Source organism: Kibdelosporangium aridum (assembly GCF_900176515.1).
GTDB classification, from domain to species: domain Bacteria; phylum Actinomycetota; class Actinomycetes; order Mycobacteriales; family Pseudonocardiaceae; genus Kibdelosporangium; species Kibdelosporangium aridum.
The window spans coordinates 663,868-688,346 of the sequence record NZ_FWXV01000003.1 but is presented as its reverse complement, the minus strand read 5'-3'; the positions used below and the strand labels follow the sequence as shown (position 1 = coordinate 688,346).

Genomic DNA, 24,479 nt, shown 5'->3' with positions numbered 1-24,479 from the left:
TTTTGACAGTGACCAGCACAGGACGAGCACGGATGCTGCGCTGGCGGGACTGGCACCTGCGCACCAAGCTCGCCGCGGTCACCCTGGTCCCGCTGGTCTTCGTCGTCGCGCTCGGCGCGGTGCAGATCCACGACCAGGTGGCGAGGGCCGACTCCTACCGCCGGGTGGACCGGCTGGTGGCACTGTCCGATCAGGTCGGCAAGACGATCGGCGGCCTGCAACTGGAACGGGCCGAGTCGACGCGCCTGCTCGTGGCCAAGACCGAGCAGCCCGGTCCTGAACTCCGCCAGGAGTACCAGGCGACCGACGTGAACTGGGACGCGATGAGCCGGGCGGCCGCTGTGGTCCAGTTCGTCACGCCGGTCGCGCAGGACGCCGGGCAGGAAGTCGCCGCCATGCCCGGCTCGCTGAGCACGGTGCGCGAACAGGTCAGCCAGTCGGCGCTCGACCCGCGTTCGGCGCTGATCCAGTACAACGACCTGATCGCCACGCTGCTCCGGTTCGACCGGGCACTGGCAGGCGAGATCACCGACCCGGCCCTGTCGGGCACGGCGGCCGCGCTGCACAACCTGCAGCTGGCTACCGAAGAGGTATACCTGCAGCAAGCGGTGGTCTCCACCGGCATAGTCCGCGGCGCGCTGTCCACCGTCGAGCTCAGCACGCTGCGTACGTCACAGTCTCGGCTCGGCGCGCGGATCGCCGACTTCAACGCGACGGCGACCCAGGCGCAGCGGCAGGAGTTCAACAAGACCGCCAGCGGCGCCGGAGTCACCACCCGGATGCGGCTGGTGAACCAGATTCTCGACCAGCAGGAGACGAGGCCGGGCGGCCCGCTCGCGGTCAACTCGTCCGACTGGCAGACAAGTTCCCAGCTGACGACGGGTGCGTACGCGACCGTCGCGGGCGTACTCGCCCGGGGGATGCGCGCGGAGTCGCTTCGCTTGCAGAACGCGGCGAGCGACGCCGCCGGGCTCGTATCGGTCGTGCTGTTCTCGGCGATGCTGCTCGCGGCGGCGGTCGTGGTCATCGTCGGCCGCCAACTTGTTGGCTCGCTTCGGATTCTGCGGCGCAGCGCGTTGTCGGTCGCGGACCACAAGCTGCCCGAGGCAGTCGCCGGGCTGCGGGCGGGCGCGTTGTTGCCGCCGTTGGTCGCGCCGGTTCCGGTGACCACAAAGGACGAGCTCGGCCAGGTGGCCCGTGCGTTCGACGCCGTGCAGGACCAGGCGTTGCGACTGGCCGCCGAACAGGCTCATCTGCGGGCGAGCTACGGCGACGTGTTCGTCAACCTCTCCCGGCGCAGCCAAGGTCTGGTGCAACGGCAGTTGCACCTGCTCGACCGGCTCGAGCGGGACGAGGAAGACCCCGACCAGCTGGCCACGCTGTTCCAGCTGGACCACCTGGCCACCCGGATGCGCCGCAACAACGAGAACCTGATGGTGCTCTCGTCGGGCAGCGAACTGGCCCGCCGCGCCGGGCCGCCGGTCCAGCTGGCCGACCTGCTGCGCGCCGCTGTGTCGGAGATCGAGCAGTACCAACGAGTTGTCGTCCAGCCGCCGCCACCGCTGACGGTCGTCGGCTACGCGGCCCGTGACCTGGTCAGGCTCACGGCCGAGCTGCTGGACAACGCGACCGCGTTCTCCGCGCCGGAGACCAAGGTGACGATCGCCAGCAGGCTCGCGGACGACGGCACCGTGTCGGTCGACGTCCTCGACAGCGGCATCGGCATGCGGGACGAGGAGATCGCCGAGGTGAACACCCGGCTGGCGGACGGTGGCCAGCTGGACGCGTCGGCGTCGCGCCGGATGGGCCTCTTCGTCGTCGGGCGGCTGGCCAGCAGGCACAACGTCAAGGTGGAACTGCACGGCGGCAAGGACATCCAGGGCATCAGGGCGACCATGACCATCCCTGCCGACCTGCTGTCCCCTGGCGAGCATGAGGAAGTGCCGCCGGCCAAGCCGTACACCAACGGGCACAAGGCGTCTACTTCGGACATCGTGTCCCGGCTGGCGACCGGCGCCGCGCCCGTGCACAAGTCCGCCGTTGAGCTGGACGGGCCGGTCAAGGGCGACCTGTTCGCCACCGCCGAGCAGCCCGCGAGCACGGCGGAACAGTCGGCCGTGACCACGGGCTGGTGGGACCCGATCATGCCGTCCTCGCCACCGGCCGAGCGGGGAATCCACGAGACCACCCCGATCTTCGACGAGATGATCTCGGCTTGGTTCACCGGGTCCGATCAGGACGAACCGGCCCCCGACGCGCCGACCGAGACGTGGAAGTTCGCCGCGGACAAGGGTTTCCAGACCGCGCAGGCCGTCACCGAACCGCCCATGGGGGTCACCAAAGCCGGTCTGCCGCAACGAGTCCCGCGCGAGAAGCTGGTGCCGGGAAGCATCGCGGAGACCACGCACGCGCCGGAGATCCGTGGCCGCAAGGAAGCCGAGGCGTTGCGGGACAGGCTCGGTGGTTTGCAGAGCGGGCTGTCCAGGGCCCGAGGCCACACAGACGCAGGCAAGTCGCGCGTGTACACCCAGGCGGACAACGGCTTCAAGGCAGCGGAATCCGCCACGAAGTCCCCCGAAGGTGTCACGCCCGCGGGCTTGCCGCAGCGCGTCCCCCGGGAGAAGCTCGTACCCGGGAGCATCACCTCGCCGCCGGGATTCGGCGAGGGACTGGTGCGGGGTGAACGAGGGGCACAGGAGGTTCGGGGCCGGCTGGATGAGCTTCAGCGCGGACTGAGTAACGGCAGGCGCAGCCTGGCCGGCAACCAGAACGGACAACAGGAGACAAGTCCATGACTTCGCCCCAATCCCAGCCGCACCAGTTCGGCTGGCTGGTCAACGACTTCGCCGAGCGAGTCGCAGGCGTGGCGCACGCGGTCGTGGTGTCCGCCGACGGACTGCTGCTGACCGCGTCCGCCCGGCTGCCCATCGACCGCGCCGACCAGCTCGCCGCGGTGGCCTCCGGCCTGGTCAGCCTGACCCACGGCGCGTCACGGTGCTTCGAGGCAGGCCCGGTCAAGGAGACCGTGGTGGAGATGGAACGCGGGATCCTGCTGCTGATGTCGATCAGCGACGGGTCGTCCCTCGCCGTGCTCGCCGCGCCGACCTGCGACATCGGCCAGATCGCGTACGAGATGACGATGCTGGTCGACCGGGGCGGCCAGATGCTCACCCCCGAACTGCGTGCGGCCCTGCAGGGTGCGAGGGGAATGACCGGGGCAGCGGTGTGAGGGTTCCATGACGATCCACGAGGACGCGCCACCCGGCCCGACCTTCGCCGACGTGTTGAACGAGTTGACATTCGGCAAGCGAGCGGGCGAGCACGCCGACGCGAAACCGACACCAGAGCCCCGTGCGCCACTGGGCCCGCCACAACCTGTGCTGGTGGAGATGCCTGACGACGACCCAGCGATGGTCCGGCCGTACGCCGTGACCGGTGGTCGCACGAAAGCGGAAGGGGACCTGCGGGTGGAGGCGATGATCTCCACGACACCCGCGGGGCTGGCCGAGGACGGGCTGACCGAGATCGAGCACCGCTCGATCGCCCGGTTGTGCCGTACGCCCAAGTCGGTCGCGGAGGTCTCCGCGGAACTGGACATGCCGTTGCAAGTAACCAAGATCGTGCTCGGGGACATGGTCGCGACCGGATTGGTCGTCGTCCACCGGACGACCGGCCTGTCCGGCGGTTCATCACATCTCGCGCTGATGGAAAGGGTTTTGGGTGGACTCCGCCGGCTATAGAACCGCGCAGCAAGCAATCGTGCCGACCATGACGTCGGTGAAGATCGTGGTAGCCGGCGGTTTCGGGGCCGGCAAGACGACCTTCGTCGGCTCGGTCTCCGAGATCATGCCGCTGACCACCGAAGCGGTGATGACCGAGGCGAGCATCGGCGTCGACGATCTGGAATCGACCCCCGACAAGACCACAACGACCGTGGCGATGGACTTCGGCCGGGTGTCGCTCGATACCGACCTGATCCTCTACCTGTTCGGAACCCCTGGGCAGCAACGGTTCTGGTTCATGTGGGACGACCTGGTCCGTGGCGCGATCGGTGCGGTGGTGCTCGCCGACACCCGCAGGCTCGCGGATTCGTTCTCCCCGGTCGACTTCTTCGAAGAGCGCGGCCTGCCGTACATCGTGGGCCTCAACTGCTTCGACGGCGAACTGCACCACAAGGTCGACGACGTCCGCGAAGCCATGGCGATCGACCCACGCGTGCCGATCGTCCGTTGTGACGCAAGGGATCGCGAGTCGACCAAGCAAACCCTGATCACCCTGGTCGAGTACTCGGTCGAGCGGTGGATCACGGCTAACGGGGTTCCGGCGCACTAGCCCTCGCGTGTCCACCATTCCGGCACGGTGTGTCGACCATTCCGGCACCATGAAATTCCCTTTGCCTGCAACTCGACGTGCCGGAAAGTGCATCTCAGGGTGTCGCAGTGGTGGACACGGGGTGCTGGAACGGTGGACACGTGCCTGTGCATTAGTTCACGACTCGTCGTAACCATTCCGTTCTTCTTCGTGGTGGACTAGACCACTACGGTGACGATTGTGAGGATCGTTCAGGTTCTGGTGGCGACGCTGCTGGCCGGGCTTGTGGTTGTGCCGTCTGGGAGGGCGGCACAACTCGACTGGGTTGGTCCGACCTGGGTTGGTCCGCTCAGCACGCAAGGGCGCTACATCGTCGACGCGCAGGGCAAGCGGTTCAAGCTCAAGTCCGGCAACTGGCACGGTGCGAGCGGGACGTGGAACGGGTCGGGCGACATCAACGATCCCGCCAACCACCACGCCGGCGAGAAAGCCGACCAGATCCCGCTCGGCCTGACCCGCGCCAAGCTGGACACGATCATCGACGGGTTCGTCGAACTCGGCCTGAACAGCATCAGGCTGCCGTTCGCCAACCAGATGATCCACGACCAGACCCCGGTCACCAGCCCGGTCGACGCGAACCTCAAAGGCAAGACACCGCTGCAGATCTACGACGCCGTGGTGCAGCGGCTGACTGAGCGCGGGTTCGCGGTGATCCTCAACAACCACACGACGACCTCCCGGTGGTGCTGCGGGGTCGACGGCAATGAGCGCTGGAACACCAGTCAGACAGCCCAGCAGTGGGAAGAGGACTGGCTGTTCATGGCCCGCCGGTACGCCTCGAACAAACGCGTGGTTGGTGCGGACCTGTACAACGAGGTCCGCCGGACCGTGTGGGACGACCCGAACTGGGGCTGGGGCAACCAGCACGACTGGCAGCGGGCCAGCCAGATCGTCGGTGACCGGATCCTCACCGAGGCCAACCCGGACCTGCTGATCATCGTCGAAGGCATCAACTGGACGGGCATCCCGGTCGACGGCTTCCCGCACGGCAGGCCGACGCTGGAACCCGCGCGCACCTTGTCGCACACCCTCGTCGACTCCGGGAAGCTGGTCTATTCAGCGCATTTCTACGGTTACACCGGGCCGAACCACACCGGCGCGACCGGGACCGGCGAGACGAGCGATCCGCGTTATCAGGACCTCAGCCCCGAGCAACTCAGGGAAGTCCTGTACCGGCAAGCGTTCTACGTCGCCGCCGAGACAGGAAACCACTTCACCGCGCCTGTGTGGATCAGCGAGTTCGGTGTCGGCGGCAGGGGCAACACCGATCCCAAGTCCCGGGCCTGGTTCGAGCGGTTCGTGGACTACCTGGTCGAGACCGACGCGGACTTCGCGTACTGGCCGCTCGTCGGGTTCCACACCAACAAGCAGGGCAACGGCTGGGGCCTGCTGCACTGGGACGCCGCAGGTCAACGCATAGGTCTGTACGACGGCGACGACTGGCGTGCCGGAGCATGGTCGCGGCTGGTCAACGCACCTGCGAAGGCCGCGCAACCGAGCAAGCGCTGGTCCATGCTGACCCTGGACCACGCGGACTTCCAGCAATCCCGGACGGTCCGCGCCCAACCGGACTGGGATTCCGGTGCACGGAAAGGCGTGTGTCCGGACGGGCAACGCCTCACCGGCCTGAGCCACACCGGGAACCGGGGCCTGTGCGTCGAATCCAGCAGGGCGACCGGATATCAAGCCGTTCGCAACGAGTCCTACGTGGACACTGACTGGGCCAGCGGGTACACCAAGCTGCAATGCCCGACGGACCACTATGTCGTGGGCTACAGCGTGCGAGGAGCGGCCCTCTCATCGGTGCTCTGCGGGCGATCGCCCCAGGCGTTGGGCAAGACGAGTCGAACACTGTGGTTCGACCGCCACGACAACCGCGCTCCCGGCGGCGGGGAGTTCGCGCACGGCCACTACAAGGGCCAGTGTGCCGCGGACGAGTACATCGCGGGCGTCGCGTACACCGGACGGATCGGGTCCAGCCGAACACCCGACGCTTTGCTCTGCCGCCGGATTGTCACCTCGTGAGTGAATCGTCGGGTACTTACCCTCGATTCTGCTCACGAGGTGAACGATGAGATTCCTGCTGGCCTTCATCACGACGGCCGGGCTGCTCCTGGCCGTCCAGCACAGTGGTGCCGAACCTGTTCACACTGGTCAAGTGGAAACCAACGCACACCCCAAGCCCGATGCCCGCAACGTCATCCTCGCGGTGCACGGCGGCGCGGGCACCGGGCTGATTCGCAAGGACACGCCGCCTGAGCTGGAGAAAGCCTATCGGGACGGGCTCGCTGCGGCGTTGCGCGCAGGGGAGCAGGTGCTGCGTGGCGGCGGCGCGAGCTTGGACGCCGTCGAGGCCGCGGTGAAGGTCCTCGAAGACAACGAGTTGTTCAACGCGGGCAAGGGCGCGGTCTTCACCGAGGACGCCGGGCACGAGCTGGACGCGTCGATCATGCGCGGGGACGATCTTCGTGCCGGTGCGGTCGCCGGCGTGAAGAGCGTCAAGAACCCGATTTCCGCCGCGCGCCTGGTGATGGAGAAGTCCCCGCACGTGCTGCTGGCCGGTGAAGGCGCGGACGACTTCGCGGCCCGCAACGGCCTGAAGACCGTGACCCAGGACTACTTCTGGACTCAGCGGCGCTGGGACCAGCTGATGAACGCCAAGAACCCGCAAGCCCCCAAGGTGGCTGAATACAGCACGGTCGGCGCGGTCGCGGTCGACCAGGGTCGCAATCTCTCCGCCGCGACGTCCACGGGCGGGCTGACCAACAAGATGATCGGCAGGGTCGGTGACTCGCCGGTGATCGGCGCGGGCACGTACGCGAAGAACGAGACGGCGGCGATCAGCGCGACCGGCCAGGGCGAGGTGTTCATCCGCGGCGCCGCGGCAAGCACGATCTCCAACATGATCGAGTTCGGTCGCAAGAGCCTTGCCGACGCCGCGTTCGAGGTGATCGTCAAGCGCCTGCCTGCCCTTGGCGGCACGGGCGGCGTGATCGCCCTTGACCGCCAAGGGACTTTCGACGCGCCGCACAGCACGCCAGGCATGCTGCACGGCTATCTCACGGCCGACGGCAAGATCGTCACGAAGGTCTTCGTGGACGAGACACCGTCTAACAGCTGACCGAGTAATGGTCGAAGGCGCATTCGAACACGCCTTCGCCCCGCGTCAATGACGGCAGCAGGCGTTCCAGCTCATGGACCTTCGCCGCGGGAATGTCGCCTTCCAGGAGGTATGACGAATTCCGTGGCGTGGAACTGAGCGGGAACGCCCGCAGCCGGACCAATACCGGCTGTACCAGGGAAAGCGTGTCGCCGGGGATTTCCAGCTGGTAGGAGTGCATGGGTTCGTACACAACGGTTCCTGCTTGCTTGAGCGCGTTGGTCAACACGAGCGCGGTCAAGTTCCGGAAATCCCCGGCTGTGCTGGACATCGACTTGTCGAACGTGCCGTGGGAGTGGCTTTGCCGTGCCCAGTAACCAGAATGCGTCATGGTGACGGCGACATCGGTGACCTCCCAGCCGTGCAGTCCGTGCCGCAATGTCTTGTGCACGCTTTCCTCGACGGCGTTGAAGAACGCCGACGGCATCGACCCGAGCTCGACCTCCAACTGGAACGTCACCCCCGTTCCTGGCTCGACCCGCAGACCTACCGTTGCCAGGTAAGGGTTGTCGCCCTCGTTGATGATCTCGAACGCCTCGCCCGTCCCCGCGACTCGCTCGATGCAGATCGTCGTGGTCTCCTCGAACGACACAGCGATGCCGTAGTCGTTGAGCAGGGTCGCTTGGATGACTTCCTTCTGCACCTCGCCGTACAACGAGATCACGCCGTCCTGCCGCAGGTTGATCAACGGATCCTGTTCGGCGAGCTGACTCAGAGCGAGGTACATGGCACCTCGCTGCGTCTGATTCGCCGGAACCACAACGGTTTCCAGCGTCGGCGGCGAGAAGTGGTGCTCCGTACGAGCGTGCTGCTCGCCGATCTGGTCACCGATCCGGATGTCGGCCAGTCCCCAGAGCTTCGCGATCTGCCCGGCGCGGACGGCCGGGCTCGGCATGGCAGGCCCTCGGTCGAACACGCTGATCGCGGTGACTTTCCCGTCCCGGTCGCCGAACCGGACTCGATCCCGGACACACAGCGTGCCGTCGAACATCCGGACGTAAGCGATCTTCTCGCCGCGCTCGCCACGTTCCACTTTGAACACCAGACCCGCTCCGGAGCCTTCGGTGTCTCCCTGCGCGCAGGGCAGGAACGTGGGCAGCGCGGTCATCAGCTCCTTGACGCCGGCGCCGGTGATGGCCGAGCCGAAGAACACCGGATAAGCCCGTGCCTGCTTCGCTTGGGAAACAAAGGACTTGTGCAGATGATCGGCGGTAAGCGACCCGTTGACGTAGCCGACGAGGACGGAATCGTCCAGCGTGGCCAGGACATCCGTGGGGTCGCTGTCGACCGGGACGATCGCCGGAGTCAGCCGTTCAGCGATCTCGGTGAGCAGACTGTCATGCCGCGCACCCATGCGGTCGATCTTGTTCACGAAGATGAGCGTGGGGATTTTCAAGCGCTGCAACGCACGCATCAGCACGCGAGTCTGCGCCTGCACACCCTCCACAGCGGAGATGACCAGAACAGCGCCGTCGAGCACGCTCAACGAGCGCTCGACCTCGGCAATGAAGTCCGGGTGGCCAGGTGTGTCGATCAGATTGACGGTGACGTCGTCGACGACGAACGACACCACAGCGGATTTGATGGTGATCCCGCGTTGCCGCTCCAACGCCATGGAGTCGGTCTGCGTGTTGCCGTGATCGACCCGGCCGATCTGGTCGATCACGCCGCCGAGCTGCAGCAGCCGCTCGGTCAGGCTGGTCTTACCGGCGTCGACGTGCGCGAGGATCCCCAAGTTGAGCGTGCGTACCAAGCTTCATGTCCTTGAGAGAGGGGTGAATTCCTGTCTGGGTGGACATGGCAGCGAGTCGCACTACTGCTCTCCTTGGTCGAGGTTTCGCGTGCCGGAAGTGCAGCAGAGCCGCCTGAGCTGGGCAACCGATTTACTGTGACGCGGCTCGCGGGCACGACCCCGCTGCTCGGGTTACCCTCCGGTAAACCCGAGCGAGTGGAGGTCATGATGCGTTCGCCGAAGGACTTCTTCCGGCCGTTGGCGCTGGGGGCGCCGCAGCCGGTGCGGGAGATCCCGTTCCGCCCTTCGCGTGCGCTGCACTTCTTCGACCCCGGCAACCCCAAGATGGCCGCGAAGGTCCCTGACCTGGTCACCCAGGTGGACGTGCTGGTCGGCAACCTGGAGGACGCGATCCCGGCCGATCGCAAGGAGGTCGCCCGCGAAGGCCTTGTCGAGATCGGCAAGAACACCGACTTCGGCGACGCGCAGCTGTGGACCCGGATGAACAGCCTTGACTCGCCGTGGGCGCTGGACGACCTGCTGACGCTGGTTCCCGCGATCGGGCACAAGCTGGACGTGGTGATCGTGCCGAAGGTCGAGGGCGCTCAGGACATCCACTACGTCGACCGGCTGCTGGCCCAGTTGGAGGCCAAGGCCGGGCTGGAGCGGCCGATCCTGGTGCACGCCATCCTGGAGACCGCGACCGGTGTGGCCAATGTGGAGGAAATCGCCGGTGCTTCCCCGCGTATGCAGGGCATTTCGCTCGGCCCGGCGGATCTCGCGGCCAGCAGGCGGATGAAGACGACCCGCGTCGGCGGCGGGCACCCCGGCTACCTGGTGCGGACGGACCCGGTCGGGGAGGACATCACTGCCGGCAGGCAGACCTATCAGCAGGATCTGTGGCACTATACCGTCGCGCGAATGGTCGATGCGTGCGCGGCGAACGGGATCCTTCCGTACTACGGGCCGTTCGGGGACATTCGGGACACGGTCGGCTGTGAGGACCAGTTCCGCAACGCGTTCCTCCTGGGCTGCGTGGGTGCGTGGAGCCTGCACCCGGCGCAGATCAAGATCGCCAAGAAGGTCTTCTCGCCCTCACCCGAGGACGTCGCGTGGGCACGCCGCGTGATCAGGGAGATGGGCGACGGCACTGGAACGGTCATGATCGACGGCAAGATGCAGGATGACGCTACGGTGAAGCAGTGTCGCGTGGTCGCTGAGCTCGCCGATCAGCTCGCCGCCCGCGACCCCGAGCTTGCCGAGGCTTACGCCCAAGCCCAGAAGGACTGAGCCATGCGTCGATCTGTGCTCTACATGCCCGGCGCGAATGAACGCGCGCTGGAGAAAGCCAAGACGTTGCCCGCGGACGCGGTGATCCTCGACCTAGAGGACGCGGTCCACCCGGACGCCAAAGTGGAGGCACGCAAGCGCGTCTGCGAAGCTGCCGCGTCGGGCGAGTACGGCAAGCGTGAGATCACCATCCGGGTCAACGGATTCGGCACCCAATGGCACGCCGACGACCTGCGTGCGGCTGCCGAAGCCGGGCCGGACGCGGTCGTCGTTCCGAAGGTCAACTCGGTGGCCGAGGTGCACGCGATCGAGCGTGCCCTGGAAAGTGGCGGCGCACCGGACAAGACGACGATCTGGGCGATGGTCGAGACCCCGATCGCGATGCTGCACGCCCACGACATCGCCAGCGCGAGCGATCGCTTGTCAGTACTGGTGATGGGCACCAACGACCTGGCGAAGGAGCTGCGCGCCGATCACGTCTCCGGCCGGGCGCCGCTGCTGACGGGACTGTCGCTGTGCCTGCTGGCGGCCCGCGCGGCAGGCAAAGAGATCCTCGACGGCGTCTACAACGACGTCAAGGATCTCGCCGGGTTCGAAGCGGAGTGCTTGCAGGGCAAGCAGTTCGGGTTCGACGGCAAGACGTTGATCCACCCTGGGCAGATCGAGCCGTGCAACCGGATCTTCTCGCCGACTGAGGAAGAGATCGACTACTCCCGCCGGGTCATCGAGGCGTTCGAGGCCGCGGGCCGCGGTGTGGTCACTGTGGACGGCCGGATGATCGAGAACATGCACGTGGACAACGCCCGCCGGATCCTGGCGATCGCCGATCAGCTCAGCAGCTGATCGAAGCCTGCCTTGATCTGTTCGACGCTCATCCCGTTCTCGCGCTGGTAGACGTACTGCGCCGCCGCCAGCGGCGCAAGCAGCGCGTCCGCGCGGAAGTGCGCGTCGATGTCCGGTTCGGCCTCGCTGATCAGGCCGACGAGGTGGCTGTGGTGTAGCCGGTACGCGCCGGTGGTGAAGCGTGCCATCGGCGTCTCGGTCTCGGCGACCATCAGCAGCTTTCCCTGTGTCTCCAAGCGATCAACAAAGGCGTGCAGAAACGCACGGATGCGTTCCTCCGCGGGCGCGCCCGGGCCGAGCGGTGGCGGGCCGCTGATGAAGGCCTGCTGGAATTCGCGCTCTTGCTCGTCGAGCAACGCCTGCGCCAGCGCGCCACGGTCGGGGTATCGCCGATAGACCGTGCCGACGCCGACCCCGGCCGCCGCGGCGACTTCGTCAAGAGCCAGGCTCTCAACTCCGCGTGTGGCAACGAGTTTCGCCGCGGCGCGGAGGATCTTCTGCCGGTTACGGGCCGCGTCGGCTCGCTCGACCGGCCCGGACCCGGCAATCGGAAGCACGAGCCGAAGCCTACCCAGTAGACAAGTGGAAAAGATTCCAGTTAACTAAGTGGAAGAAATTCCACTTGGAAGGGGTCCTGGGGATGGACGTGCAGAAGTTCACGAGCGACGCGGTCGAAACCTGGTTTCAGCGCCTTGACCAGCAGCTTCACCTCGCTGACGTAGTTGACGGGCAGAGCGGCGCGGCGATGAGCGTCGGCTTCGCCCGGTACGGCAAAGGCGAGAGCAACCCGTGGAAGATGACCTACGACGAGGCTTTGATCATCACCAAGGGCAAGTTCACCGTCGAAGGCCCGGACGGCCCAGTGACCGCAGGCGTCGGTGAGGTGATCTACCTGCGCAAGGGCACGGACCTGGTGTACTCAGCTCCCGAGGACACCGAGCTGGTGTACGTGACCTACCCGCATTGGCTTGCCGCGACTGAGAAGTCTGCCGAGGCAGACCGGCTCAAGGAGTGGCACCCCGCGCAGTGACGACGGGCTGGTAGAAGCCGCTGGTTTCCGGGTCCTGCCACTCGATGTCCTGGAAACCGGCGGCCGTGCTTGTGTCCCGATCCCACAGGTGCAGTCCAAAAGGGACTGAGGTGGCTCGATCCCGTGCCGGGCGAGCAGTGCCGTGATCGTCCGGCCTTGCCATTCCGCGATGCTCCACCAGTCGCCTGCGAAGATCTTGTGGTAGTGCTCGGCGAGCGAGTCGTAGAAGTCGGCCGGGTTCATCAGTCAGGCGACGATGGACTTGTACCGCACGCCAAGGCCTTCCAGGAAGGAATCGAGGGCCAGCTCGAACGAGCCTTGGTCGATCTCGTCGGCGTGCTCCGCGAGCCGGTGCGCCTGGCTGAGGTTGGGGTAGCGGTCGTTGTAGACGCGGGCATCGTCTTCGAACCCGCGCGAGAACGATCCGATTGCCGCGCCGAGAACCAAGTACTTGGTGGAGGCGCCGATCATGGTCGCCAGTTTCGGCGGCCAGCCCGCGCGGACAAGCCCGCCGTGCACGGCGTCGGCGACGCGCAATGCGGAGTCGCGGCGGGCGGGTCCGCCGGCGAGGAACGGGACGATGTTCGGGTGCGCGGCCAATGCCGCCCGGTATGACCTTGCCCACGTGCGGATGCCGGTCTGCCAGTCGGACTTCTCGAAGTCGCTCACGTCGACGGTCGCCATCATCTCGTCGCAGACGTCGTCGAGCAGTGCGTCCTTGGTCGGGAAATGGCTGTACAGCGAGGGTGCTTGGACTCCGAGTTCACTCGCCAGCCTGCGCATGGACAGCCCGGGAAGGCCGTCGCGGTCGATGATCTCCAGCGCGGCGGCCCGAATGCGATCCCGGCTCAGGATCGGCGTGCTCGGCCGTGGCATTGGTGTCCTTTCGGAGTTATGCTCCCACTATACCTAACGCTGTATGGTTTTCTGGAGGCTTCACGATGGCGGCACTGGACGGACGCGTAGCCCTGGTCACCGGGGCGGCCCGCGGCATCGGCGCGGCGGTTGCCGGGCGGCTCGCGGCGGACGGCGCGGCTGTGGTCGTCCTGGATCTCGATGAGGCGTCTGGCAAAGCGACCGTCGACGCGATCGAGGCCGCGGGCGGCCGGGCGATCGCCATCGGCGCGGACGTCACGAACGCCGAGCAGATCACCGCGGCGGCCGACCAGGCGGCCGAGGAGTTCGGCTCGCTGGACATCCTGGTCAACAACGCCGGGGTCACCAGGGACAACTTGCTGTTCAAGCTGAGCGAGCAGGACTGGGACACGGTGATCGGGGTACACCTCAAGGGTGCCTTCCTGGCGAGCAAGGCGGCGCAGAAACACATGGTCGCCAAGAAGTACGGCAAGATCGTCAACCTGTCCAGCGTGTCCGCGCTCGGCAACCGCGGCCAGGCCAACTACTCGGCGGCGAAAATGGGTCTGCAGGGCTTCACCCGTACGCTCGCGATCGAACTCGGTCCCTTCGGTATCAACGTCAACGCGGTCGCGCCCGGCTTCATCGTCACCGAGATGACCGGTGCGACGGCCGAGCGCCTCGGTATCACGCCAGAGGAACTGGCCGCGCGCAGCGCCGAGATCACCCCGGTGCGCCGGGTCGGGCAGCCCGCTGACATCGCCAACACCATCGCGTTCCTCGTCAGCGACGAGTCATCCTTCATCACCGGCCAGACCATCTACGTCGACGGCGGTCGTCGGCTCTAGGAGAGCAGTGATCATGGTGGACTTCTCCCTCACCGAAGAGCAGCGTGAGGTCCGCGACTGGGTGCGGACGTTCGTGCGCAAGGAGATCATGCCGCTCGAACCCGAGGTGCTGCGCCGTGAACGCTCCGGCCAGCCCGGCATCGAGCCGTCCGAGATGCGTGAACTGCAGTTGAAGGCCAAGGAGTCCGGCTTCTGGGGCGTGCTCACGCCCGAGGAATACGGCGGCATGAACCTCGGTGCGGTCATGGCGGCGTTGCTGGAGTCGGAGCTCGGCCGGTCGTTCGTGCCGTTCCGGTTCGGCGGCTCGGCGGACAACATTCTGTTCTACGCCAACGATGAGCAGAAGGAGACGTACCTCAAGCCGACGATCGCGGGCGACCGCAAGTCGTGCTTCGCGATCACCGAACCGGGAGCGGGCTCCGACGCTCGCGCGATCCGCGCCACCGCCCGCAGGGACGGCGACGACTGGGTCATCAACGGTGAGAAGACATTCATCACCGGCGGCAACGAAGCCGACTTCACCATGGTCTTCGCCGTGACGGACAAGGAGAACGGCGCGGTCACGTGCTTCCTTGTCGACCGTGAGATGGGCTGGAAGTCGCAGCCCATCGCGACCATGGGCGAATGGGGCCCCGCCGCGCTGACGTTCGACAACGTGCGCGTCCCGCACCGCAACATCCTCGGCGAGGAAGGCCGTGGCTTCGAACTGGCCATGCGCTGGATCGGCCAGGGCCGGTACCTGTTGCCCGCCAGGGCGATCGGGGCATGTGAACGTCTACTCGAGATGGGCATCGACTACGCCCGCACTCGCGAGACGTTCGGCCTGCCCATCGCCGAGCGCCAGGCGATCCAGTGGATGATCGCGGACTCGGCGGTGGAGATCGAGGCGCTGCGCTGGCTCGTGCTGCACGCGGCCTGGCAGGTCGACCAGAAGATGGACTCCCGCCAAGCCCAGTCGATGGCCAAGCTTTACGGTGGTGTCAAAGCGAACGAGATCGTCGACCGAGTCCTGCAGATCCACGGCGGAATGGGTTACACGCGCGAACTGCCGGTCGAGCGTTGGTACCGGGAGCTGCGTCTACTGAGGATCTACGAGGGAACCGACGAGATCCAACGCCGGACGATCGCCCGGAACCTCCTCAAAGGACACGCCTCGGTCTCCGGTGTCCTCGGCTAGATACGGAGTCACGTTGCGCAGTGCCCGCGCGATGTAGTCCTCCTTCTCGCCGACCGGAGCAACGTAGTGCACGGCAGCCTCGGCGGCTTTGAGGCTGACCAGCCGTGCGATGACCCACGTGGCCAGATAGTGCGAAGCGAGGCAACCGCCTGCGGTTGCCACGTTTCCCCTTGCGTAGAAGGGCTGGTTCAGGACCTCGACCCCGGCTGCGACGACCCACGGCTTGGTCGTGAGGTCGGTGCACGCGGGAACACCTTGCAGCAAGCCGAGTTTGGCGACAAGGAGCGTTCCTGAGCACTGCGCGGCAAGCAGTTGCCTGCCCGGGTCGAGGCCCTGCAACACACCCATGATCGCGGGGTCTTCGACCACCTCACGAGTCTGTGCGCCGCTGCCCACGATGACGGCATCCGCCGCACAGGCCTCTTCCAATGTCGCCGTGGACTCGATCACCACGCCGTTCATCGAGCGCACTGTGGACGTCGGACTGGCGATCGACACGCGCCAGCCGGGCCGCTTGACCCGGTTGAGGATGCCAAGGGCAATGAGCGAATCGAGCTCGTTGTAGGCCTCAAAAGTCAGGATCGCGATATGCATATCCGCAGCGTAAAGGCACGTTCCATGACAGTCTAAAAATTGTCATGGATACAATCGCGCCCATGCGGATCCCGAGGTACAAGCGTGTGGTCGACGCACTCGCCGCGGACATCCGTGCGGGGCGGTGGGCCGTCGGGACGCGTCTGCCCACGCATCGGGAGCTTGCCGCCCGTGAGGGCATCGCGCTGGTGACCGCATCCCGTGTGTACGCGGAACTGGCAATGATGGGCCTGGTGACCGGGGAACAGGGCCGCGGCACGTTCGTTCGCGACGTGGTTCAGCCGCAAGGGATCGACCAGCGGTCGGTGGCGGCCGACGCGGTGGACCTCAGTTTCAACTACCCCACGATTCCAGGGCAGGCCGACATGTTGCGGCAAGCCTTGCGAGAGCTGGCGACCGCGGGCGACCTCGATGCCTTCCTGCACTACCAACCCCACCGGGGACGGGCCAAGGACAGAGCCGCCGTCGCCAGCCATCTCGGACGTCGTGGGTTGACCGTGACCGCCGAGCAAGTCCTCATCGTCAGCGGATCCCAGCACGGACTCGCCACGACAGTCATGGCCAAGCTCAACCACGGCGACGTCGTGGCGGTCGACCCGCTCACTTATCCGGGCTTCAAGGTGCTCGCCAACTCACTGGGCCTTGAACTGCTGCCGTTCGCCGATCTCGATGCCCTGGAACAAATCTGTGCCAAGCGAGCGGTCCGCGCGATCTACACCATGCCGACGATGCACAACCCGCTGAGCCGGGTGTTGTCTCGTGCTGCCCGCGATCGGCTGGTGGCGATCGCGCGCCGCCACGAACTGCTCATCATCGAAGACGGCTCGTACGCCTATCTGGTCGAGGATGCTCCACCACCGCTGATGAAGCTGGCACCCGAAAGCACGATCTACGTCTCGAGTCTGTCCAAGAGTGTCGCCACCGGCTTGCGGATCGGCTTCGTCGCGGCCACCGACACGCAGCCGATCGAGCGCGCGATCCGCGCAACGACCTGGAACACGCCCGCTCTCAACACCGCGATCGCCTGCCGCTGGCTCGACGACGGCACCGTGGACCGTCTCGAAGCACAGAAGCGCACCGACGCCCGGATGCGGCAGGCCATCGCCCGGGACGTGTTCGACGGACTGCCCTTCGAAGCGCACCCGTCGTCCTACTTCCTCTGGCTGCCCTTGCCGGAGAGTGCGCGAGCAGACCGCATCGCGGCATCGCTGGCACGCCAGCACATCGCAGTGTCCACAGCGGAGCCGTTCGCCACGACTGCCCATGTGCCGCAGGCACTTCGACTGGCCCTCGGCTCGATCGGCCTGCCGGAACTACGCCAGACGCTGACCGAAGTCAGGCGAGTGGTCGACGAAGAGACCTACCGTTAGTCCTTCAGCAGCAACCGAACTGTCAACTCAAGCCGAGTCGCCACATCGGTTGCCGACGCCCGCCTGGTCACCCAGGCGACCAAATTGGACAGCCAGACGTCGCCGACCACCCGGGCGATCGCTTTGTCCTCGTCGGTCGGTTCGCCTTCGTGCATGGCGCGGGTGAACATCCGCTCCATCAGCTTGCCGACGTGGTCGACCTCCGCCGCCGCCGATGTGTCGGCGAACATGAAGGCCCGGGTCATCGCTTCGGTCAGGTGGGGTTCACGCTGCATCGCCCGCGTCACCCGGCCGAGCACGAACAGGACCCGGTCGTACTGGGTGTCGCCGGGGACCGTTCCCTTTTCGATGCGTTCCTGGTTACGTTCGAACTCACGGGCCAGGCCGGACACGAGCAGGTGGATTTTCGAAGGGAAGTAGCGGTACAGCGTGCCGAGGGCGACCTCTGCGCGCTCGGCGACGGCACGCATCTGGACCGCGTCGTACCCGCCTTTGGTGGCGAGCGCGATAGTCGCGTCCAGGATGCGCTTGCGCCTGTCACGCTGCGCGGCTGAGCCGAGCTCGTCATCGCCGAGGGCGCTGATGGCACCGGAAGGCGTGGCTGTCATCGATGGGTCCCCTTGCTGAAACCTGTTCCACTTCGGGTAGCAGTGTACCTCGCGGGGGGCAATTGTACTGACTCGCAGGGTTGAGTTCAGAACTGAAACACGTTCTATAATGACGGAGTGTCTATCACCGACGAGCAGCGGGCCATCGGCGAGTCGATCACCGCATGGGCCGCCGGTGCCGGCATCCTGCCGACCGTCCGCGGCGTGGAGGGTGCCAGGCACTGGCGCGAGCATTGGGCGGATCTCGCCCATTTCGGGCTGTTCCAGATGGTCGAGGGCACGGTTTCGGACGTGGCGGTGGCACTCGAACACGCTGCGAAGGCGTTGGTGCCGGGCCCGGTTCTGCCGACGGTGCTCGCCGGGTTGTTACTCGCGCGTACGCCAGAGTCCCCGGCTGCCAAGGAACTCCTGCCAGGACTGACCGAGGGTGGCATACCGGTCGCGGTTGGACTGCGCCCGATTGAACTGGGCGGGCCCATCATTGGTCACGCACCGTATCTGTTGACCCGGTTGGACGGTGGGTGGGCGCTGGCCGACGCGGAGCTCGCAGAGCGAGACGCCCTTGACTTCTCACGCCCTTTGTCCGAGGTCAAGCACCTGCACGAGACCCGGCTGCTCGATGTCGAGGGTGTCGAAGATCTGGCCGTGACATTGGCCGCAGCCGAGGCCGTCGGAGTCGCGGGCTGGTGCCTGCACACTGCCGTGGAGTACGCGAAAGTCCGTGAGCAGTTCGGCAAGCCGATCGGCTCGTTCCAGGCCGTGAAACACCTGTGTGCGGGCATGTTGTGCCGGGTGGAAGAGGCGCGAGCGGCGGCCTGGGATGCCGCGCGGGCTGCCGATGAGGCGCCCGACGAGCATCCGCTGGCAGCGGCAGTCGCGGGTGCGGTGGCCTTGGAGGCCGCCGTGGAAACCGCGAAGGACTGCATCCAAGTGCTCGGCGGCATCGGGTTCACCTGGGAGCACGACGCCCATCTCTACCTGCGCCGCGCCCTCGCGCTCAGGGCTTTGTTCGGCGGCACGGCCCACTGGCGCGAAAGGGTCGCCGAGCTCGCGCGAAACGGCGCCAGGCGGCAAGTGCGCGCCGTGTCCGAACCGGACGCTCAGACCAAGCGCCTGGTTGCGGACGTCGCGCGGTTGCCGCAGGACCAGCGGCGGGTCAAACTGGCCGAAACCGGCCTGCTGGTGCCGGAATGGCCCAAGCCGTACGGGCTCGACGCGTCTGCGGAGCAACAGCTGATGATCACGGACGAACTGCGCCGCCAAGGCGTGACAAGGCCTGATCTGGTGATCGGGGCGTGGGCGGCGCCGACGATCCTGCGGTACGGCACCGACGAGCAGCGGGACCGCTTTGTCTGGCCGACACTGCGCGGCGACATCGTCTGGTGCCAGCTGTTCAGCGAACCTGAAGCCGGTTCGGATTTGGCCTCGCTGCGAACCCGTGCGGTCAAAGAGGATGGCGGCTACCGGCTGCACGGCCAGAAAGTGTGGACTTCCAGGGCGGCCGAGGCCGACTGGGCGATCTGCCTCGCCCGCACCGACCCGGATGTGCCCAAGCACAAAGGCATTACGTACTTCCTGGTCGACATGCGGTCCGAAGGCATCACCATCCGGCCGTTGCGGGAGATCACCGGTGATGCCATGTTCAACGAGGTCTTTCTGGACGGCGTGTTCGTGCCGGACGACTGCGTGGTCGGCCAGCCCGGCGACGGCTGGAAACTGACCCGCACGACGCTCGCCAACGAACGCGTCGCGATGGGCAGTTCTTCTTCCTTCGGTGCCGAAGTGGAGAACCTCCTGTCGAAAGCGGCCGGCGCCGACCCGGAGAAGCTTGGCGCGTTGGTCGCCGGTGGCCTGGTGGTCTCGTTGATGGACCAGTTCGGCACCGATCCGAGTGTCCGCAAACTGGTTGGTGTCCGGCATCGGCAAGCCGTCGCCGAGGCCGTGCTCGACTCGTACGGCGCGGAAGGCGCGTTGGCCGATGTGGCTGCCGACGCGATCCATTCCTTCCTGGTGACCAGGTGCCTGAGCATTGCGGGTGGCACCACGCAGATCCTGTCGACCCTTGCCGCGGAACGAGTTCTCGGCTTGCCGAGGACGTAGGAGGTGGCGTGGACTTCACGTTCGACGACACACAACGGGAAATCGCCGACCTGACCGCGGCGGTGCTGCGCCGCGACCCCGACCAGGCATGGAAAGCGCTGGGGCAAGCCGGCCTGCTGACGTTGTCCATCCCCGAACGCCTTGGCGGTGACGGCCTCGGCGTGATCGAAACCTGTGCCGTTCTCGCCGAAGTAGGCCGTGCCGGGGTCGTCACTCCGGCCATGGCCACGCTGGCGCTTGGCGTGCTGCCGATCGTCCACATGGGAACGGCCGAACAACAGGATCGCCTTCTCGCTGAACCGGGGGTCGTCACGGCGGCGCTCGATGGCCAAGCCGATGCATCCGAAGGCCGCCTGACCGGTACTAAAACGCACGTGCTCTACGCCGAGGACGCGAGGCACATCCTCGTTGTAGCTGGGGATGACGTGTACGTCGTCGATCCCGCCGACGTGACGATGACCCGGACGTACAGTTCGAGCGGGACGCCTGAGTATTCCATTCGCCTGGACGGCGCAAAGGGTGAGCGGCTAGGCGAAGCCGCTACCCTGCAAGCGTTTGCGCTCGCCGGAGCCGCCGCGACCGGGGACGGGCTGCTCGCCGGAGCGCTTGCGCTGACGTCAGAGCACATCAGGACCCGGGAGCAGTTCGGCAAGCCGTTGGCGACGTTCCAAGCCGTGTCGCAGCAGATCGCCGACGTCTACGTGGCCGCGCGGACTCTGCACCTGGCGGCGTGGTCGGCGATCTGGCGCCTGCACGCGAACCTCGACGCGGGCAAAGCGATCGACGTCGCGGCCTACTGGTTGGCCGAGGAACTGCCGAAGGCGATGCACACGTGTCACCACCTGCACGGCGGAATCGGCGTCGACATCACGTATCCGATGCACCGCTACTACTCACTGGGCAAGGACCTCGTGCGGTTCGTCGGCGGCGCCGAGCAAAGGCTTGATCAGTTGGGGGCGCGGTGTTCGTAGACCTGACCGAAGAACAGCACGCACTGCGCCGCAGGCTGCGCACGTACTTCGCAAACCTGCTGACGCCCGGGCAACGGCTCGACATGCTCACCGACCGGCACGGCACGGTCTACCGGGACCTGGTGCGGCGGATGGGTTCCGACGGGTGGTTCCGTGACACGACGGATGTGGAACGGCAGATCTTCGTCAACGAGGCCTCCCGTGCCGACATCCCGTTGCCTTACGTGACACTGCAAACCGTCGGCCCGACGTTGAAAACCTTCGGCTCACAAGCCCAGAAGGACTACTTCTTACCGAAAATCGAGGCCGGGGAGATACATTTCGCGATCGGCTACACCGAGCCGGAGTCGGGCACCGACCTCGCGTCGCTGCGCACCACCGCAGTCCGCGACGGCGACGAGTACGTGGTCAACGGACAGAAGATCTTCACGACCGGCGCGCATGACGCCGACTACATCTGGCTGGCCTGCCGGACCAACCCCGATGCGCCACGGCACAAGGGGATCTCGATCCTGATCCTGGACACCAAGTCCCCAGGGTTCTCCTGGACGCCGATCATCACCTGCGACGGCGCTCATCACGTGAACGCGACGTACTACAGCGACGTTCGTGTCCCAGCCGACATGGTGGTCGGCGAGGAGAACGGTGGATGGCGGCTGATCACCACCCAGCTCAACCACGAACGGATCATGCTCGGCCCGGCCGGTCGCTTGGTCGGGCTGTACGACCGCGTGCACGACTGGGCCGCGAAACGAGACCTCCTCGGCAACGCCGATGTCCGCCGCGCGCTGGCCGAGACGATGGCGGCGATCGAGGTCAACGAGCTGCTCAACGGCCAGGTCGCGTCGTCCGGACTGGACGTCGCGGACGCGTCGGCCACCAAGATCTTCTCCTCCGATCGCGCGCAGCGAATCGGCCGTCTGATGGAGGAGGTCGTCGGCCGTTACGGCGATCCGGCCGATCCGGAGACGGCCGATCTGGTGCGCTGGCTCGACGTCCAGGCGAAACGCAATCTGGTGCTGACGTTCGGCGGTGGCGTGAACGAGATCCAACGCGAGCTGATCGCTTCTGCCGGACTCAAACTTCCCAGGGTGCCCAGATGACGTCGACACGGATGAACGCTATCGAAGTGGAAGCAGCGCGGCTGAAAGCCTTGGGCGAGAGCAGGCCCAGGCTGGCCAGGGATCCGGTCAACGAACCGATGATCAACACCTGGGTCGAGGCGATGGGTGACCGCAACCCGGCGTACCCGAAGTTCGCCCCGCCCGCGATGGTCCAGGTCTGGACGATGTACGGCCTCAACGGAGTCAGAGACCCGGACGACCCGCTTGGCGCGATGTCCAATGTGCTCGACGCGGCCGGGTACACCTCAGTCGTGGCAACCAACTGCGAGCAGACGTACCACCGTTATCTCCGGCCGGGCGAGCAACTCGCGGTGACCACGAAGTTGTCCGACGTGGTTGGTCCTAAACGGACCGCGCTCGGCGAGGGCTGGTTCGTGACCACGCTCAGCACCTGGTACGTGGACGACGAACCGGTGGCCGAGATGATGTTCCGGGTGCTGAAGTTCAAGCCACCCGAGCAGGCCGCTGGCTCAGTGATCCGGCCGTTGGTCAACCAGGACACCGAGTTCTTCTGGGAAGGCACCAGCAAGCGGGAGCTGCGGATCCAGCGGTGTCCTGACTGCCAGCAGCTGCGGCACCCACCAGGGCCGTTCTGCCCGCGGTGCGGCAGCGGGACGCCGGAGTACGTGCTCGCGTCCGGGCGTGGATCGGTCTTCAGCTACGTGGTGCACCACCACCCGCCGGTGCCGGGCAAGCGTTTGCCCATCGTCATCGCGCTGGTCGAACTCGAGGAAGGCGTACGCATGCTGGGCGAGTTGCTCGACGTCCCGGCCGACGAGGTCCGGATCGGCCAGCAGGTCGTGGTCGGCTGGTCCCGTGTGGACGGCGACCTCACCATCCCGGTCTGGCGGGCACGGCCATGACCGAACTGCCGGAATTGAGGATCGACACGACGACCACGTTCGTGGTCAGCACCGCGTTGGCCACCCGTGACTTCCAGGACGTGCACCACGACAAGGACGCGGCCATCGCCCGTGGCTCCAAGGACATCTTCCTCAACATCCTCACCACGACTGGCCTGGTGCAGCGGTTCGTCACGGACTGGGCCGGGCCGGACGTCCTGGTCCGCAACATCTCCATCCGGCTCGGTGTGCCGTGCTACGCGGGCGACACGCTGGTCTTCTCGGGCACGGCGACGCCGGACGGCAAAGACACTGTGGTCGACGTGGTGGGCAAATGCTCCCTCGGTGACCACGTAACCGGAACCGTTCGGGTGACGACACCATGACCTTGTCAGGAAAGGCCGCGATCGCCGGGATCGGGGCAACGGAGTTCTCCAAGGCCTCCGGCCGGACCGAGCTGCGGCTCGCGGTCGAAGCGGTCAAGGCCGCACTCGCCGACGCCGGCCTCACACCTTCCGATGTGGACGGTCTGGTGACGTTCACCATGGACACGAACTCGGAGATCGCGGTCGCCAGGGAACTCGGCATCCCGCAGCTGAGCTTCTTCAGCCGGATCAACTTCGGCGGTGGCGCGGCGTGCGCGACAGTTCAGCAGGCAGCGATGGCCGTGGCGACCGGTGTCGCCGAAGTCGTTGTCTGCTACCGCGCCTTCAACGAACGCTCGGGATATCGCTTCGGACGGGTGTCCACGGCAGCCGCGACCGCCCCGACATCCAACGGGATCGACGCATCCTGGTCGTACCCCATGGGACTGGGCACTCCCGCTGCGGACGTCGCCATGTTCGCGCGGCGCTACCAGCACGTTTACGGAGCAACCTCGGAGGATTTCGGGCGGGTGGCTGTGGCCGACCGCAAACACGCGGCGGTGAACCCGAACGCGTGGTTCTACGGCAAGCCGATCACCCTGGAAGATCATCAGGCTTCACGCTGGGTCGTCGAGCCGTTGCACCTGCTGGACTGCTGCCAGGAAAGCGACGGCGGCGTCGCGTTGGTCGTGACAAGTGTCGAACGTGCCCGTGACTTGCCGCATCGACCCGCGGTGATCGCCGCGGCGGCACAGGGTAGTGGTTCGGACCAGTTCGTGATGACGTCGTACTACCGGGACGATCTGCTCGGCCTGCCCGAGATGCGTGTGGTCGGTGATCAACTGTGGGCGCAGTCCGGGCTGCGGCCCGACGACATCACGGTCGCCGTGTTGTACGACCACTTCACTCCGTTCGTGCTCGTTCAACTGGAGGAACTGGGTTTTTGCGGCCCGGGCGAGGCACGTGAGTTCATTGCTGACGGTGCTATAGAAATGGGCGGCAGGCTACCGATCAACACACACGGTGGCCAACTCGGTGAGGCGTACATCCATGGAATGAACGGAATCGCCGAAGCCGTACGGCAGATCCGTGGCTCATCGTGCAACCAGGTCGGCGGGCCGGTCCTCGTCACTGCCGGTACCGGCGTCCCTACCAGCGGACTCATAGTCAGCGGATGAGGCGATCCACTAGGCTGTCGC

Annotated in this window: 23 protein-coding genes; 18 read left to right on the top strand and 5 right to left on the bottom strand. The window is 66.3% G+C overall.

What is annotated here, in order from left to right; genetic code table 11:
• The first annotated feature begins 8 nt into the window (after positions 1-8).
• The 6 genes from B9C43_RS22140 to B9C43_RS22115 all read left to right on the top strand — a co-directional run bounded on the left by B9C43_RS22140 (position 9) and on the right by B9C43_RS22115 (position 7,492).
• A complete protein-coding gene (locus B9C43_RS22140; protein ID WP_235038759.1) occupies positions 9-2,795 on the top strand; it encodes a sensor histidine kinase in 2,787 nt (928 codons plus the stop codon).
• Positions 2,792-3,229, top strand: coding sequence for a roadblock/LC7 domain-containing protein (locus B9C43_RS22135; RefSeq protein WP_084428753.1), 438 nt, complete (start codon positions 2,792-2,794; stop codon positions 3,227-3,229). Before B9C43_RS22140 ends, B9C43_RS22135 begins: the two co-directional genes overlap by 4 nt.
• A 7-nt stretch (positions 3,230-3,236) precedes the next feature.
• Positions 3,237-3,740 carry a DUF742 domain-containing protein gene (locus B9C43_RS22130; protein WP_051895050.1) on the top strand — a complete coding sequence of 168 codons (504 nt, stop codon included), beginning with the start codon at positions 3,237-3,239 and terminating at the stop codon, positions 3,738-3,740.
• Between the two features lie 28 nt (positions 3,741-3,768).
• Positions 3,769-4,332, top strand: a complete 564-nt coding sequence (locus tag B9C43_RS22125) for a GTP-binding protein (RefSeq protein WP_084429153.1) — start codon at positions 3,769-3,771, stop codon at positions 4,330-4,332.
• Positions 4,333-4,551: 219 nt separating this feature from the next.
• On the top strand, positions 4,552-6,396 hold the full coding sequence (locus tag B9C43_RS22120) for a glycoside hydrolase family 5 protein (RefSeq protein ID WP_084429152.1): 1,845 nt from the start codon (positions 4,552-4,554) through the stop codon (positions 6,394-6,396).
• A gap of 46 nt (positions 6,397-6,442) precedes the next feature.
• On the top strand, positions 6,443-7,492 hold the full coding sequence (locus B9C43_RS22115) for an isoaspartyl peptidase/L-asparaginase family protein (protein WP_084428752.1): 1,050 nt from the start codon (positions 6,443-6,445) through the stop codon (positions 7,490-7,492).
• Here the strand turns inward: B9C43_RS22115 and B9C43_RS22110 are convergent.
• Positions 7,482-9,284, bottom strand: a complete 1,803-nt coding sequence (locus B9C43_RS22110) for an elongation factor G (RefSeq protein ID WP_084428751.1) — start codon at positions 9,282-9,284, stop codon at positions 7,482-7,484. The two genes, B9C43_RS22115 and B9C43_RS22110, sit on opposite strands and share 11 nt — an antisense overlap.
• A gap of 207 nt (positions 9,285-9,491) precedes the next feature.
• Between B9C43_RS22110 and B9C43_RS22105 the strand changes: the two genes are divergently transcribed.
• On the top strand, positions 9,492-10,553 hold the full coding sequence (locus B9C43_RS22105; protein ID WP_084429150.1) for an HpcH/HpaI aldolase/citrate lyase family protein: 1,062 nt from the start codon (positions 9,492-9,494) through the stop codon (positions 10,551-10,553).
• Positions 10,554-10,556: 3 nt separating this feature from the next.
• Positions 10,557-11,396 carry an HpcH/HpaI aldolase/citrate lyase family protein gene (locus tag B9C43_RS22100; protein WP_084428750.1) on the top strand — a complete coding sequence of 280 codons (840 nt, stop codon included), beginning with the start codon at positions 10,557-10,559 and terminating at the stop codon, positions 11,394-11,396.
• Here B9C43_RS22100 and B9C43_RS22095 read toward each other — a convergent pair.
• Positions 11,381-11,953: a TetR/AcrR family transcriptional regulator gene (locus tag B9C43_RS22095; RefSeq protein WP_084428749.1), complete on the bottom strand. Its 573-nt coding sequence runs from the start codon at positions 11,951-11,953 to the stop codon at positions 11,381-11,383. The genes B9C43_RS22100 and B9C43_RS22095 overlap by 16 nt on opposite strands.
• Positions 11,954-12,036: 83 nt before the next feature.
• Between B9C43_RS22095 and B9C43_RS22090 the strand changes: the two genes are divergently transcribed.
• Positions 12,037-12,426, top strand: coding sequence for a cupin (locus B9C43_RS22090; protein ID WP_084428748.1), 390 nt, complete (start codon positions 12,037-12,039; stop codon positions 12,424-12,426).
• Positions 12,427-12,672: 246 nt separating this feature from the next.
• On the opposite strand, the gene B9C43_RS22085 is transcribed toward B9C43_RS22090, so the two are convergent.
• Positions 12,673-13,302, bottom strand: coding sequence for a TetR/AcrR family transcriptional regulator (locus B9C43_RS22085; RefSeq protein ID WP_033381487.1), 630 nt, complete (start codon positions 13,300-13,302; stop codon positions 12,673-12,675).
• 65 nt (positions 13,303-13,367) lie between these two features.
• Between B9C43_RS22085 and fabG the strand changes: the two genes are divergently transcribed.
• Together fabG and B9C43_RS22075 are read left to right on the top strand one after the other, a co-directional pair.
• Positions 13,368-14,129 (top strand): 3-oxoacyl-ACP reductase FabG, encoded by a 762-nt coding sequence (gene fabG / locus B9C43_RS22080; protein WP_084428747.1) that lies wholly within the window; start codon positions 13,368-13,370, stop codon positions 14,127-14,129.
• 16 nt (positions 14,130-14,145) lie between these two features.
• Complete coding sequence (locus B9C43_RS22075) at positions 14,146-15,306, top strand: acyl-CoA dehydrogenase family protein (RefSeq protein WP_033381504.1); 1,161 nt, start codon at positions 14,146-14,148, stop codon at positions 15,304-15,306.
• Here B9C43_RS22075 and B9C43_RS22070 read toward each other — a convergent pair.
• Complete coding sequence (locus B9C43_RS22070; protein WP_084428746.1) at positions 15,208-15,900, bottom strand: DJ-1/PfpI family protein; 693 nt, start codon at positions 15,898-15,900, stop codon at positions 15,208-15,210. The two genes, B9C43_RS22075 and B9C43_RS22070, sit on opposite strands and share 99 nt — an antisense overlap.
• A 62-nt stretch (positions 15,901-15,962) precedes the next feature.
• Between B9C43_RS22070 and B9C43_RS22065 the strand changes: the two genes are divergently transcribed.
• Entirely contained in the window at positions 15,963-17,270 is a 1,308-nt protein-coding gene (locus B9C43_RS22065) for an aminotransferase-like domain-containing protein (protein WP_084428745.1), read from the top strand.
• Here B9C43_RS22065 and kstR read toward each other — a convergent pair.
• The gene (gene kstR / locus B9C43_RS22060; protein WP_033381483.1) at positions 17,267-17,878 is read right to left on the bottom strand and encodes a cholesterol catabolism transcriptional regulator KstR; all 612 of its coding nucleotides are present in this window, start codon (positions 17,876-17,878) and stop codon (positions 17,267-17,269) included. The genes B9C43_RS22065 and kstR overlap by 4 nt on opposite strands.
• Positions 17,879-17,995: 117 nt before the next feature.
• Here kstR and B9C43_RS22055 point away from each other — a divergent pair, with 117 nt between their 5' ends.
• Genes B9C43_RS22055 through B9C43_RS22030 form a run of 6 tightly spaced genes read left to right on the top strand, consistent with a single transcriptional unit; the run spans position 17,996 to position 24,458 of the window.
• Entirely contained in the window at positions 17,996-19,978 is a 1,983-nt protein-coding gene (locus tag B9C43_RS22055; protein ID WP_084428744.1) for an acyl-CoA dehydrogenase family protein, read from the top strand.
• Between the two features lie 8 nt (positions 19,979-19,986).
• Positions 19,987-20,949: an acyl-CoA dehydrogenase family protein gene (locus B9C43_RS22050; RefSeq protein ID WP_084428743.1), complete on the top strand. Its 963-nt coding sequence runs from the start codon at positions 19,987-19,989 to the stop codon at positions 20,947-20,949.
• Positions 20,940-22,052, top strand: a complete 1,113-nt coding sequence (locus tag B9C43_RS22045) for an acyl-CoA dehydrogenase family protein (RefSeq protein WP_084428742.1) — start codon at positions 20,940-20,942, stop codon at positions 22,050-22,052. The genes B9C43_RS22050 and B9C43_RS22045 overlap by 10 nt, the downstream gene beginning before the upstream one ends.
• Positions 22,049-22,936, top strand: a complete 888-nt coding sequence (locus tag B9C43_RS22040; RefSeq protein ID WP_084428741.1) for a bifunctional MaoC family dehydratase N-terminal/OB-fold nucleic acid binding domain-containing protein — start codon at positions 22,049-22,051, stop codon at positions 22,934-22,936. The genes B9C43_RS22045 and B9C43_RS22040 overlap by 4 nt, the downstream gene beginning before the upstream one ends.
• Entirely contained in the window at positions 22,933-23,301 is a 369-nt protein-coding gene (locus tag B9C43_RS22035; protein WP_033381468.1) for a MaoC family dehydratase, read from the top strand. Before B9C43_RS22040 ends, B9C43_RS22035 begins: the two co-directional genes overlap by 4 nt.
• Positions 23,298-24,458 carry a lipid-transfer protein gene (locus B9C43_RS22030; RefSeq protein ID WP_084428740.1) on the top strand — a complete coding sequence of 387 codons (1,161 nt, stop codon included), beginning with the start codon at positions 23,298-23,300 and terminating at the stop codon, positions 24,456-24,458. Before B9C43_RS22035 ends, B9C43_RS22030 begins: the two co-directional genes overlap by 4 nt.
• The last annotated feature ends 21 nt before the right edge of the window (positions 24,459-24,479 follow it).

Coding starts and splice junctions, on each gene's coding strand:
- B9C43_RS22135 (WP_084428753.1), top strand. CDS start 2,792: ATGACTTCGCCCCAATCCCAGCCGCACCAGTTCGGCTGGCTGGTCAAC.
- B9C43_RS22130 (WP_051895050.1), top strand. CDS start 3,237: ATGACGATCCACGAGGACGCGCCACCCGGCCCGACCTTCGCCGACGTG.
- B9C43_RS22125 (WP_084429153.1), top strand. CDS start 3,769: ATGACGTCGGTGAAGATCGTGGTAGCCGGCGGTTTCGGGGCCGGCAAG.
- B9C43_RS22115 (WP_084428752.1), top strand. CDS start 6,443: ATGAGATTCCTGCTGGCCTTCATCACGACGGCCGGGCTGCTCCTGGCC.
- B9C43_RS22105 (WP_084429150.1), top strand. CDS start 9,492: ATGCGTTCGCCGAAGGACTTCTTCCGGCCGTTGGCGCTGGGGGCGCCG.
- B9C43_RS22100 (WP_084428750.1), top strand. CDS start 10,557: ATGCGTCGATCTGTGCTCTACATGCCCGGCGCGAATGAACGCGCGCTG.
- B9C43_RS22090 (WP_084428748.1), top strand. CDS start 12,037: ATGGACGTGCAGAAGTTCACGAGCGACGCGGTCGAAACCTGGTTTCAG.
- B9C43_RS22085 (WP_033381487.1), bottom strand. CDS start 13,302: ATGCCACGGCCGAGCACGCCGATCCTGAGCCGGGATCGCATTCGGGCC.
- fabG (WP_084428747.1), top strand. CDS start 13,368: ATGGCGGCACTGGACGGACGCGTAGCCCTGGTCACCGGGGCGGCCCGC.
- B9C43_RS22070 (WP_084428746.1), bottom strand. CDS start 15,900: ATGCATATCGCGATCCTGACTTTTGAGGCCTACAACGAGCTCGATTCG.
- B9C43_RS22065 (WP_084428745.1), top strand. CDS start 15,963: ATGCGGATCCCGAGGTACAAGCGTGTGGTCGACGCACTCGCCGCGGAC.
- kstR (WP_033381483.1), bottom strand. CDS start 17,878: ATGACAGCCACGCCTTCCGGTGCCATCAGCGCCCTCGGCGATGACGAG.
- B9C43_RS22040 (WP_084428741.1), top strand. CDS start 22,049: ATGACGTCGACACGGATGAACGCTATCGAAGTGGAAGCAGCGCGGCTG.
- B9C43_RS22035 (WP_033381468.1), top strand. CDS start 22,933: ATGACCGAACTGCCGGAATTGAGGATCGACACGACGACCACGTTCGTG.
- B9C43_RS22030 (WP_084428740.1), top strand. CDS start 23,298: ATGACCTTGTCAGGAAAGGCCGCGATCGCCGGGATCGGGGCAACGGAG.